We start from the raw sequence: 12,047 nt of genomic DNA on the forward strand, positions 1-12,047 counted from the left end.
CATGACCCGATCCCCCAGTCCGCAGGCGCTCGAGGTCCGCGGGCTCCGCAAGGCCTACGGCGAGGTCCGCGCCCTCGACGACGTCTCGTTCACCGTCGGCCCCGGCGAGATCTTCGGCTTCGTCGGCAGCAACGGCGCGGGCAAGTCCACCACCATGCGGATCATCCTCGGTGTGCTGGCCGCCGATGCCGGCGACGTGCTGCTCGGCGACGAGCCGATCGACTTCGAACGCCGCCGCCGGATCGGCTACATGCCCGAAGAACGCGGCCTGTACCCCAAGATGAAGGTGGGCCCGCAACTGGCCTACCTCGCCCGACTCCACGGTCTGACCCGCGACGACGCCGAGGCCGCCGCCCGCGCGTGGACCGAACGCCTGGGCATCGCGCAGCGGTACGACGACGACGTCGCCGACCTCTCCCTGGGCAATCAGCAGCGCGTGCAGCTCGCCGCCGCCCTGGTGCACGATCCGGCGGTGCTGGTGCTCGACGAGCCCTTCTCCGGACTGGATCCGGTGGCCGTCGACGTGATGAGCGAGGTCCTGAAGGACAAGGCCGCCCAGGACGTGCCGATCCTCTTCTCCTCGCACCAGCTGGAGCTGGTGGAACGCCTGTGCGATCGCGTCGGAATCATCTCCGGCGGCCGGATCACCGCGCTGGGCACCGTCGACGAACTCCGCGCCGCCGACGGGACGTTCCTGGAGGTGACCGGGCCCGACCCGGCGTCGCACTGGGCCGACGACCTGCCCGGGGTGCTCGACGCCGACTACTCCGTCGACACCGGCGTCACGCGGCTGCGCGTCACGCCCGACGTCGACGATCAGCTGATCCTGACCGCCGCCCTGCGGCACGGCCCGGTACACCGCTTCGCCGCCACCGCGCCGTCGCTGACCGACCTCTTCCGAGAGCTGGTGTGACATGAACTCGAACCTGCACAACGTCGCGATCATCGCCGGACGCGAGATCTCCACCCGCGTCCGGGAACGGTCGTTCGTGATCAGCACGGCCGTGACGATGGCCGCCATCGTGATCGGCGCGGTGATCTGGTCGTACTTCGCCGGCCGGGAGAGCACCGAGGAGATCGGCGTCGTCGGCGGGCAGCCCGCCCTGGCCCAGGTGCTCGAACGCAGCGGCGAGGCCGCCGGCACCGACCTGCGCGTCACGGTGCTCGACGACGAGGCCGCCGCCCGCGCCCGGATCGCCGACGGAGGCCTGGAGGCCGTCGTGCTGGTGGGACCGGAGAACCGCTACACGGTGCTGTCCCAGTCGCGGATCGACGGCTCGCTCGACAGCGTGCTGCGCGGCGGGCTGGCCCGGTACCAGCTGGCCACCGCGCTGGAGCGGCGCGGCATCGCCGTCGCCGATCTGCCGCCGCCCGTCGTCGTCGACGAACAGCTCGAACCCGAGCAGGACGATCTGGGGCAGCGCATCTCGATCGCCCTGATCGGCTCGGTCCTGCTGATGATGGCGATCATGACCGGCGGCATGATGATCTCGGTCGGCGTGGTGGAGGAGAAGACCTCGCGGATCGTGGAGATCCTGCTCTCGTCGGTGCGTCCGCTGCAGCTGCTCTGGGGCAAGATCCTCGGCATCGGCGCCATCGCGCTGGGCCAGGTGGTGCTGCTGGGCGTCACCGCGCTGATCGCCGGACTCGCGACGGGGCTGCTCACCGTCACCGGCACGGCCGTCACGATGTTCGCCGCGGTGATCGCCTGGTTCGTCCTCGGTTATCTCTTCTTCGCAGCCCTGTACGCGGCGGTCGGCGCGATGGTCAGCAGGCAGGAGGAGCTCAGCGGCGCCTCCAGCCCGCTCACCTTCCTCACCGTCGGCGTGCTGTACGCGGGCATGTTCGGGATCCAGGCCCTCGACTCGGTCTGGATGCAGGTGCTCAGCTGGATCCCGCCGTTCAGCGCGGTGCTCATGCCGATCCGCATCGCCACCGGCGACACCGATCCGCTGCAGGTGGTCGGCACGTTCGCGGTGATGATCGCGGTGTGCGCCGCAGCGATCTGGGTCAGTTCGCGGATCTACCGCCACTCGGTGCTGCGCACCGGCAGCAGGACCAGCTGGTCGGAGGTGGCGGGCATGCTCGTCGGCCGGAGCTGAGCTCTTCCCGACGACCATCGCCCTCCCGCCGATCGAGCCCTCCCTCGCTGATCGAGCGGAGTCGAGATCACGCCCTGCGAGGAGGAGACCGCCACCGCCCCCTGAGCCGCCCGCGAGCGCAGCGAGCCTGCGAGTCGAAGGGACCCGGCGATCGTTCTCGGGAGACCCTTCGACACACGACCTCGTTCCTCGGTCGCGGCTCAGGGATCGGAGAAGGACCGTGTTCCGGGGCAGTCGGAGGAGGACGCTCAGGGATCAGAGAGACGACGAAGGGCGGCGCACTCGCGAGGAGTGCGCCGCCCTTCGTCGTACGTCTTATGCGCCGAGCAGGTCGATCACGAAGATCAGGGTCTTGCCCGAGAGGCGGTGGCCGCCACCGGCCGGACCGTAGGCCAGCTCCGGCGGGACCACGAGGCGACGGCGACCGCCGACCTTCATGCCCGGGATGCCCTCCTGCCAGCCGGGGATCAGGGCGCCCAGCGGGAAGTTCGCGCTCTGGCCGCGATCCCACGAGGAGTCGAACTCCTCGCCGGTCTCGTACTCGACGCCGACGTAGTGGACGTCGACCATGCCGCCGGGCTGAGCCTCGGCGCCCTCGCCGACGATCAGATCGGTGATCTGCAGCGCGGTCGGGGCCGGGCCCTCGGGGAATTCGACTTCAGGCTTGCTCATGGGTTCAGCGATCCTCCATCGGGACGTAGTCCCGCTCGGTGTAACCGGTGTACAGCTGGCGCGGGCGGCCGATCTTGGTGGCCGGGTCCGCGTGCATCTCACGCCAGTGCGCGATCCAGCCGGGCAGGCGGCCGAGCGCGAACAGGACGGTGAACATGCGGGTCGGGAAGCCCATCGCCCGGTAGATGACGCCGGTGTAGAAGTCGACGTTCGGGTAGAGCTTGCGCTCGATGAAGTAGTCGTCGTTGAGGGCGACGTCCTCCAGGCCCTTGGCGATGTCGAGGAGCTCGTCCTGCACGCCCAGCGACTCGAGAATCTGGTCTGCGGTCTTCTTGACGATGGCCGCGCGCGGATCGTAGTTCTTGTAGACGCGGTGCCCGAAGCCCATGAGCTTCACGCCGTCTTCCTTGTTCTTCACCTTGTTCATGAAGGCCGCGGTGTCGCCGCCGGAGTCCCGGATGCCCTCGAGCATCTCCAGGACGGCCTGGTTGGCGCCGCCGTGCAGCGGGCCCCACAGCGCGTTGATGCCGGCCGAGACCGAGGTGAAGAGGTTGGCCTGCGACGAGCCCACCAGGCGCACCGTCGACGTCGAGCAGTTCTGCTCGTGGTCGGCGTGCAGGATGAACAGCATGTCCAGGGCCTTGGCGACCTCGGGGTTCACCTCGTACGGCTCGGCCGGGAAGCCGAAGGTCAGGCGCAGGAAGTTCTCCACCAGGCCGAGCGAGTTGTCCGGGTAGAGGAACGGCTGGCCGACCGACTTCTTGTAGGCGTACGCCGCGATGGTCGGGAGCTTGGCCAGCAGGCGGATGGTCGAGAGCTCGACCTGAGCCTCGTCCTTGGGGTCGAGCGAGTCCGGGTAGTACGCGGAGAGCGCGTTGGCCGCGCTGGAGACCACCGGCATCGGGTGCGCGTTGCGCGGGAAGCCGTCGAAGAAGCGCTTCAGATCCTCGTGCAGCAGCGTGTGCCGACGGATCTTGTCGGTGAAGACCTCGAGCTGATCGGTGGTCGGCAGCTCGCCGTAGATCAGCAGGTAGCTCACCTCGATGAAGGTGGACTTCGCCGCCAGCTGATCGATCGGGATGCCCCGGTAGCGCAGGATGCCCGCGTCGCCGTCGATGTAGGTGATCTCCGACTTGGTCGCCGCGGTGTTGACGAAACCGCCGTCGAACGTCGTCAGTCCCGTCTTCGAGAGGAAGGGACCCAGCGCGACCGAGTCGCTTCCGTCGGTGGCCTTCAGAATCGGCAGGTCGATTGACCCGCCGGGATAGGTGAAGGTACCGGTCGTTGAATTCTCCGCGGACACACAAACCCCTTAAAACTCGCGGTCTGACCAGATTGTTGGTTACAAGCTAGTCGGCGGACGCGCATGCCGTGCAACCGAGGGTCTACTCGGCTGCTTCGCAGGCTGTTCTCGCCGTGCGCTCAGCTTACCCACAGGCGGTAGGTTGATGTCATGCGAGAGCTCCCCGCCGGCGACGACGCGGTCCTGCTCGATTTCTCCGACGACGACGATCCGGCGGCCGCCGCGGCGCACTGCGCGCGCGTGCTCCGGGAGGCCGCGGCGGCCGGCGGACCGGACATCGCCGACGCGGTTCCGAGCGCCTACGGGGTGCTGGTGCAGGGGCGTCCGGGACACGGCATCGACGTCCTCGGCGTGCGGCGCGTCCTGCGCTCCGCCGTGCCCGGTGAGACGAGCCCCGCCGTCGCCGATCCGGCCGGGATCGTGATCCCGGCGATCTACGACGGCGCCGACCTCCACGACGTCGCCGCGCGCGCCGGGGTGTCGCCCCTCGCGGTGGTCCGGGCGCACTGCGCGGTGCGCTGGCGGGTGCAGTTCATGGGCTTCGCACCGGGCTTCGGCTACCTGGTCCCCGACGCCGACTCCCCCGCCGATGCGCGCGCTGTCTTCGCGCCCCTGACGCGCCGCGACCAGCCCCGGCCCGCGGTGCCCGCGGGGTCGGTCGCGGTGGCTGCGGGATACAGCGCGATCTACCCCCGGACCAGCCCCGGAGGGTGGTTTCTGCTGGGTCGTACGGACCGGGAGATGTGGGATCTCGGCGCCGATCCGCCCGCATTGCTCAGTGCCGGGACGAGGGTGCGGTTCACATGCGCGGACTGACCGTCGTCACCCCCGGACCGCTGGCCACCCTCCAGGATCTGGGGCGGCCCGGATACGCGCATCTCGGGGTGCCTCGCTCGGGCGCCGCGGACCTCGGCGCGCTGCGTCAGGCCAACCGTCTGGTCGGCAATCCGGAGTCGGCGACCGCCGTCGAGACCACGTTCGGCGGATGGTCCGCACGAGCGCACGGCCTCGTGGTGCTGGCGGTGACCGGCCCCGCCACGACGGTGCTCGTGGACGGTCGCGGTGTCGGCAGTCACGCGACGGTCTCGGTGCGGGACGGATCACTCGTCGAGGTGCTCCCGCCGACCCGCGGATGCCGCAACTACGTGGCGGTGCGCGGAGGGTTCGTCGCGCCGCTCACATTGGGGTCGTCGTCGACGGACACTCTGTCGGGGCTGGGGCCCGATCCGTTACGCCCGAGTGACCAATTGCACATCGGTGACGCCGCTCTGGCGTGGCCGTCGGCGACCTTCGCGCCGGGTCCGCCGGCGCCGGGGCGCGTCCACGACCTGATCGTGCGGCGCGGCCCCCGCCACGACGACCTCGCCGCCCCCGAGGCGCTCTCCCGGATCGCCTTCACGGTGAACGCCGCGAGCAACCGGATCGGGGTGCGACTGGATCCGGCCGTCTCCTCCGACGACGACCCCGGCGATCCGCTGCGCTACCGCGACGGCTTCGTCGAGCGCCCGTCCGAGGGCGTCCCGCGCGGCGCGGTGCAGATCCCGCCGAGCGGCCGACCGGTGCTGTTCCTCGCCGACCACCCGGTGACGGGCGGCTATCCGGTGACGGCGGTCCTCACCGCCGGATCGGTGGACCGGGCCGCACAGCTGGTGGCCGGGGACGTCGTACGCCTCCACCTGCGTTGAGCGCCGCGACCAGCGTCTTCCCGCCCAGTTGGAACGTATGTATAGTTTTGTTTCATGACGCAGGTCGCCCCGGATCGTGACACCACCGGCACCGCTCCGGTCCCGCTCGACGACATGCTCGGACCGGACTCGGTCACCTGGCGCTTCTTCGGCGGATGGCGCGGCATGCTGATGGGACTCTGGTCGGGATCCATGCAGAACATGCACCCCAAACTCGCCGCGGGCGTCTGGGACCACTCGGACTTCTTCACCGAACGCTGGGAACGCCTGATGCGCTCGCTGTACCCGATCATCGGGGTCCCCTTCGACCTCGACCCGGCCACCGGCCACGCGGTCCGCGACTACCACCGGACCATCAAGGGCACCACGGCCGACGGCGAGCGCTACCACGCCCTCGACCCCGACGTCTTCTACTGGGCGCACGCCACCTTCTGGTACGGCAACGTGCGGGGCGCGGAGGTGTTCGGGCCGCCGATCACCGAGGCCGACAAACGCGCGCTGTTCGCCGAGTCCCGCGCCTGGTACGCGAGGTACGGGGTCAGCACGCGGCCCTGCCCGGACACCTACGAGGAGTTCCTCGACTACTGGGATCACATGTGCCGCCACGTGCTGCGCGACCACGACGCCGTGCGCACCGTCCTCGACATCACGCAGCTGCCGCCTCCGCCGTGGATGAAGCCCTGGATGCCGTCGTGGGCGTGGCGCCGCCAGATCGGTCTGGTCCAGCGCCTGTTCACCTGGATCACCACCGGCCTGTACGACGAACCCGTCCGCGAGATGATGGGTCTGGCCTGGTCCGAGCGGGACGAACGACGATTCCGCCGGTTCGGCCGCGCCGTGGATCGGGCGTTCCGGCTGGTCCCGGCGCGCTACCGCCTGCACCCCCGGGCACGCGATGCCTTCGACCGGCTCGACGGCCGGGTGCCCGTCGACGCCCCGCGCCTGGAGACCCCCGCGCGCAACCTCCCGCGCGGCGCCGAGCAGGCGAACCCGATCCACTACTGCCCGGTCCACGCCCGACGTCGTGCGCAGCTGCCCTGGCAGAGCGACGACGTCGACGACTGACCCCGCGCGAGACGAGTTCGTCGAGCCCTTCCCGCCGGTCGAGCCCTTCCCGTTGGTCGAGCGGAGTCGAGACCCCGGTCTCGCCGGTCGAGCCCTCCTCGCCGGTCGAGCCCTCCTCACTGGTCGAGCCCTCCTCACTGGTCGAGCGGAGTCGAGACCCCGGCGATCGTGCTCCGGAATCCCCTCCGACGCGCACCGCGGACCGGCTCAGGGATCGACGGGATCGTCCTTCCGAGCGACCCGATAGCGCCAGAACAGCGGGAACGCGAGCGCCGCGACCACGGTGAACACCACCGTGAGCACACCGCCGCCGGCCACCGTGACCGCCGTGCCGACCGTCGCCGCCGACGCGCCGTGCGCCACGTCGGCGATCCGGGGCCCGCCGGCCACCACCACGATGAACACCCCCTGCAGGCGCCCGCGCACGTCGTCGGTCGCCGCGGCCTGGAGCATGGTCTGCCGGAACGCGGACGAGGCCATGTCGGCGGCGCCGCCGATCGCCAGCGCCACGACCACGATCGGCAGCACCGGCAGCGCGGTCCCGTGCGCGAAGAACAGCGCACCGCCGGCGACGACGATCGACAGCCCCCAGATCACGATCGCGACGACCACCGCCCGGCCCTGGCGTTCCACCCGCGACACCCACCCGGAGAACACGCCGCCGAGCACCGCGCCCAGCGGGATCGCGATGAACAGCAGCGCGAACGCGACACCGCCCTCCCCCGGGCCGCCGAAGCTCTCGTGCGCCATCTGCGGGAACAGCGCCCGCGGCATGCCGAAGATCATCGCGATCAGGTCCACCACGAACGACGCGAGCAGCACCGGATGGTGCCGCAGGTAGGCGAGACCGTCGATCACCGAGCGCAGGCCCGGCGTCGAGGGCTTCGCGCCGTCGGCGCGCTCGGGGACCAGCGCGGGCAGCGCCAGCACCGCCCACAGCGTCGCCAGCAGGAAGACCGCGTCGACCAGATAGAGCAGCGAGAAACCGAGCACCGGGATCAGCGAGGCGCCCACCAGCGGGCCCGCGATCGCCCCGGCCTGCATCACCGTCATGTTCAACGAGTTCGCGGCGGGCAGCAGCTCGTCGTCGAGGATCCGCGGGAGCACGGCGGTCCGGGTCGGCTGGTTCACCGCGAAGAACGCCTGCTGCACCGCGAACACCCCGAGCAACAGCCACACGTCGTTCCATCCGAAGAACGCCTGCGTCCAGAACAGCACCGCCGTCCCGATCAGTCCGCACGTGGTGACGATCAGGATCCGGCGGCGATCGAAGACGTCGGCCAGCGACCCGCCCCACAGCCCGAACACCACCAGCGGCACCAGCCCGAACAGGCCGGTCAGACCCACGTACGCCGAGCTCTCGGTGATCGCGTAGATCTGCGCGGGCACCGCGACCACGGTCAGCTGCGCGCCGATCACGGTGACGATGTTGGCCCACCACAGCCGCGCGAAACTGCGGTTCCGCAGCGGCCGGGTGTCGGCGAAGATCCTCACCGTCGGCTCCGCCCCGGCACGCGGGTACGACGACGCCGGGCGCCGCCGGTCACGACGTCACGGCTGCAGACGGCGGGTGACCCACCGGTCGTCCTCGAATTCGGCGACGGCGCGGTTGTGCAGCCGGTCGGCGCGGCCCTGCCAGAACTCCACGCGCACCGGTTCCAGGCGGTATCCGCCCCACTGCTCCGGCGCCGGGACCGGCTCGGCGCCGTCCACGCCGCCGAACTCGGCGGCCGTCAGTGCGGCCTCGGCTTCGAGCGCGGCGCGCGAGGCGATCGGCTCGGACTGCTGCGAGGCGCGGGCCGAGAGCTGCGAACCGCGCGGCCGGGCGTTCCAGTACTCCTCGGTCTCGGCACGCGACACCTTCACCACGCGACCGCGGAAGTGCACCTGGCGTTCCAGCGCGATCCACGGGAAGGTCACCGAGGCGACGGGGTTCGCCGCGAGCGCCCGCCCCTTGCCGGAGGTGTAGCCGGTGAAGAAGGTGATGCCCGCGGCGTCGGCGCCCTTGCACAGCACCGTCCGGGTGCCGGGGAGCCCCTGCTCGTCGACGGTGCCGAGCACCATCGCGTTCGGTTCGGGGATCCGTGCCGCCACGGCCTCGCGCAGCCACCGCTGAAACAACTCCAGCCAGGGCGGATCGCCGGTCAGCCACGCGGGATCGAGGTGTTCGGCGACGCCGTCGGCGCCCGCCGTCGAACCCCGGCCGTAGCCGACGCGCATGCTGGGGAGGTGCAGATCGTCGCTCACCCGACGAATCGTACTGCGCACCTCCGACAGCCCCGATCTCCGCAGGTCAGGGGCACCGTCCGGGCTCGCCCGGTGGATTCGGCGCCGCCGGGTTACCCTTCATCCCGACATTCGGGTCCAGCCGCACCGATGAGGAGACGACGATGTCGCAGACCGTGCCAGCCGACTTCACCCCGGGACTGGAAGGCGTCGTCGCCTTCACCACCGAGATCGCCGAACCGGACAAGGACGGCGGCAACCTGCGCTACCGCGGCGTCGACATCGAGGACCTGGTGGAGAACCGGGTCAGCTTCGGCGACGTCTGGGCGCTGCTGGTCGACGGCCGTTTCGGCGACGGCCTGGCGCCCGCCGGCCCCGTCGAACTGCCGATCCGCACCGGCGACGTGCGGGTCGACGTCCAGGCCGGTCTGGCGATGCTGGCCCCGAGCCGCGGTTTCGCGCCCATGCTCGACGTCGACGCCGCCCGGGTCCGCGACGACCTCGCCCACGCCACCGCGCAGGCCCTCAGCTACGTCGCCCAGTCCGCGCGCGGCGAGCTCACGCCGGTGCCGCAGTCGCGGATCGACGAGTGCGCCACCCTCACCGAACGCTTCATGACCCGCTGGCAGGGCGAACCCGATCCGCGGCACGTCCGCGCGATCGACGCGTACTGGGTGAGCGCCGCCGAACACGGGATGAACGCCTCCACCTTCACCGCGCGGGTGATCGCCTCGACCGGCGCGGATGCGGCCGCCGCACTGTCCGGTGCGGTCGGTGCGATGTCGGGTCCGCTGCACGGCGGGGCCCCGGCGCGCGTGCTGCCGATGATCGAGGAGGTCGAGCGCACCGGCGACGCCCGCGGCCTGGTCAAGGGCATCCTGGACCGCAAGGAGAAGCTGATGGGCTTCGGCCACCGCGTCTACCGCGCCGAGGATCCCCGCGCCCGGGTGCTGCGCCGCACCGCCGCCGAGCTCGACGTCCCGCGCTACGAGGTGGCCGCCGCGCTGGAGCAGGCCGCCCTCGCCGAGCTCCGGGAGCGTCGTCCCGACCGCGCGATCGAGACCAACGTCGAGTTCTGGGCGGCCGTCATGCTCGACTTCGCCCGGGTTCCCGCCCCGATGATGCCCGCCATGTTCACCTGCGGCCGCACCGCGGGCTGGAGTGCGCACATCCTGGAGCAGAAGCACCTGGGCCGCCTGGTCCGCCCGGCCGCGCTCTACACCGGACCCGCCCCGCGCACCCCCGAGGACGTGCCGGGATGGTCGGACGTGGTCCCGGCCGCGGCCGTCTGATCCGGTCCGGGCGGGGCTTCGACACGCCCTCGTCACTGCGTTCCTCGACCGGCTCAGCCGGCGAACGAGGCGCCCCCCCTGAACCGGACTCCCAGCCCGGCGAGCCACCACCGATCCCTGAGCCGGGTCGGAGCGCAGCGACGAGCCGAGTCGAAGGGTCCCCGCGCGCACGGGTAGCCTGACGATCAGGTGTGCCGGGAAGTCTGGTCGGCGAGTACTCCCTCATGCCCGCAGACAGGACAGCACCGAATGACGGACACCCCGCGCCCCGACACCCGGAACCCCGACCCGGACACCGGAGGTCCGAGCACCGGCGACACCGCGTTCGCCAGACGATCGACCGCCGAGACGTGGCGCATCCTCGAGATCCTCCGCAAGGAGACGGTCGGTGGATTCCTGCTGGTCGGAGCCGCCGTCCTCGCCCTCATCGCCGCGAACACCCCTCTCCGAGACCGCTACGAAGACATCAGCCACACGGTCGTGGGCTATGCGCCGTGGCACCTGGACCTCTCCATCGCGCACTGGGCCGCCGACGGCCTGCTCGCGATCTTCTTCTTCCTGGTCGGACTGGAACTCAAACGCGAGATCGTCGCAGGCGAACTCCGCTCGCTCCGCACCGCGATGGTGCCGGTGACCGCCGCGGTCGGCGGCGTCGTGGTTCCGGCCCTGATCTATCTCGCCGTCAACCACGACGGTCCGGGCGCGCACGGCTGGGCCGTGCCGACCGCCACCGACATCGCGTTCGCGGTGGCGGTGCTGGCCGTCGTCGGATCCCGGCTGCCCGCCGCGCTCCGACTGTTCCTGCTGACCCTCGCCGTGGTCGACGACCTGATCGCGATCGTCATCATCGCCGTCGTGTACACCGGTGAGCTGAGCTGGTCGCCGCTGCTGCTGGCGCTGATCCCGCTCGCCGTCTACGCCTTCCTCGCCCACCGGTACGCGGACCGGTTCGCCCGCAGCCGCTGGGCCGCCTGGGCGATCCTGCTTCCGCTCGGCATCGCCACCTGGGTGCTGGTGCACGCCTCCGGGATCCACGCGACCATCGCCGGCGTGCTCCTCGGTTTCGCGGTGCCGGTGCACCGGGGTGCGTACCGGCGGGACGACGACGGTCTGGCCGGCCAGTTCGAGCATCGCTTCCGGCCGCTCTCGACGGGCATCGCGGTCCCGGTGTTCGCGTTCTTCTCGGCCGGGGTGACCGTCGGCGGGTTCGACTCGATCCGGACCGCGGTGACCGACCCCGTCGCGATCGGCATCGCCGCGGGCCTGCTGCTGGGCAAACCGATCGGGATCATGGGCGCCACCTGGCTCACCACCCGGCTCACCCGCAGCCGCCTCGATCCGAGCGTGCGCTGGTCCGACCTGTTCGGCGTCTCGATCCTGGCGGGCATCGGTTTCACCGTGTCTCTGCTGGTCGCGGAGTTGTCGTTCGACCAGACCGGCGGCGAACTCGCCCTCGACCACGCGAAGATCGCGATCCTCACCGCGTCCACGCTCGCCGCGATCCTGGCCGGGGTGGTCCTGTACGTGGTCGGCAGGCTGCAGAAACCCGCACCGGCGCGGTGACCGGATCGGCGACGCCGGGGTCGTCGTCTCCGCGGATCACGCCGAGGGTGCCCGGCATCCCGACCTCGATCGAGCACCTTCGGCCGAGGGTGCTCGATCGAGGCAGAAGGTGCCCGGCACCCCGACCAGGGGGGCGGTC

At 71.1% G+C, this 12,047-nt stretch carries 11 protein-coding genes; 7 read left to right on the plus strand and 4 right to left on the minus strand.

All coding sequences use genetic code 11. From position 1 onward, the window contains the following. Position 1 precedes the first annotated feature (1 nt). A complete protein-coding gene (locus tag QM809_RS00845) occupies positions 2–913 on the plus strand; it encodes an ABC transporter ATP-binding protein (RefSeq protein ID WP_415043958.1) in 912 nt (303 codons plus the stop codon). 1 nt (position 914) lies between these two features. Continuing rightward, positions 915–2,102 carry an ABC transporter permease gene (locus QM809_RS00850; RefSeq protein ID WP_415043959.1) on the plus strand — a complete coding sequence of 396 codons (1,188 nt, stop codon included), beginning with the start codon at positions 915–917 and terminating at the stop codon, positions 2,100–2,102. A gap of 315 nt (positions 2,103–2,417) precedes the next feature. Here the strand turns inward: QM809_RS00850 and QM809_RS00855 are convergent, their stop codons facing one another. Next, entirely contained in the window at positions 2,418–2,774 is a 357-nt protein-coding gene (locus QM809_RS00855) for an FKBP-type peptidyl-prolyl cis-trans isomerase (protein ID WP_415043960.1), read from the minus strand. A 4-nt stretch (positions 2,775–2,778) separates the two neighbouring features. Then, a complete protein-coding gene (locus QM809_RS00860; protein ID WP_415043961.1) occupies positions 2,779–4,077 on the minus strand; it encodes a citrate synthase in 1,299 nt (432 codons plus the stop codon). Positions 4,078–4,227: 150 nt separating this feature from the next. Between QM809_RS00860 and QM809_RS00865 the strand changes: the two genes are divergently transcribed. Genes QM809_RS00865 through QM809_RS00875 form a run of 3 tightly spaced genes read left to right on the plus strand, consistent with a single transcriptional unit; the run spans position 4,228 to position 6,827 of the window. Continuing rightward, the gene (locus QM809_RS00865) at positions 4,228–4,893 is read left to right on the plus strand and encodes a 5-oxoprolinase subunit B family protein (RefSeq protein ID WP_415043962.1); all 666 of its coding nucleotides are present in this window, start codon (positions 4,228–4,230) and stop codon (positions 4,891–4,893) included. After that, positions 4,881–5,762 carry a biotin-dependent carboxyltransferase family protein gene (locus tag QM809_RS00870; protein ID WP_415043963.1) on the plus strand — a complete coding sequence of 294 codons (882 nt, stop codon included), beginning with the start codon at positions 4,881–4,883 and terminating at the stop codon, positions 5,760–5,762. Before QM809_RS00865 ends, QM809_RS00870 begins: the two co-directional genes overlap by 13 nt. A 54-nt stretch (positions 5,763–5,816) precedes the next feature. Next, positions 5,817–6,827, plus strand: a complete 1,011-nt coding sequence (locus QM809_RS00875; RefSeq protein ID WP_415043964.1) for an oxygenase MpaB family protein — start codon at positions 5,817–5,819, stop codon at positions 6,825–6,827. 207 nt (positions 6,828–7,034) lie between these two features. On the opposite strand, the gene QM809_RS00880 is transcribed toward QM809_RS00875, so the two are convergent. Beyond that, a complete protein-coding gene (locus QM809_RS00880) occupies positions 7,035–8,321 on the minus strand; it encodes an MFS transporter (RefSeq protein WP_415043965.1) in 1,287 nt (428 codons plus the stop codon). A gap of 57 nt (positions 8,322–8,378) precedes the next feature. Continuing rightward, positions 8,379–9,047, minus strand: coding sequence for a pyridoxamine 5'-phosphate oxidase (gene pdxH / locus QM809_RS00885; protein ID WP_415046977.1), 669 nt, complete (start codon positions 9,045–9,047; stop codon positions 8,379–8,381). A gap of 170 nt (positions 9,048–9,217) precedes the next feature. On the opposite strand from pdxH, the gene QM809_RS00890 reads away from it, so the two are divergent. Continuing rightward, positions 9,218–10,345, plus strand: coding sequence for a citrate synthase 2 (locus QM809_RS00890; RefSeq protein WP_415043966.1), 1,128 nt, complete (start codon positions 9,218–9,220; stop codon positions 10,343–10,345). 249 nt (positions 10,346–10,594) lie between these two features. Next, positions 10,595–11,908 carry a Na+/H+ antiporter NhaA gene (nhaA, locus tag QM809_RS00895; protein ID WP_415043967.1) on the plus strand — a complete coding sequence of 438 codons (1,314 nt, stop codon included), beginning with the start codon at positions 10,595–10,597 and terminating at the stop codon, positions 11,906–11,908. Positions 11,909–12,047: the final 139 nt, after the last annotated feature.

Source organism: Gordonia sp. (in: high G+C Gram-positive bacteria), from assembly GCF_047600385.1.
Classification (GTDB): Bacteria; Actinomycetota; Actinomycetes; order Mycobacteriales; family Mycobacteriaceae; genus Gordonia.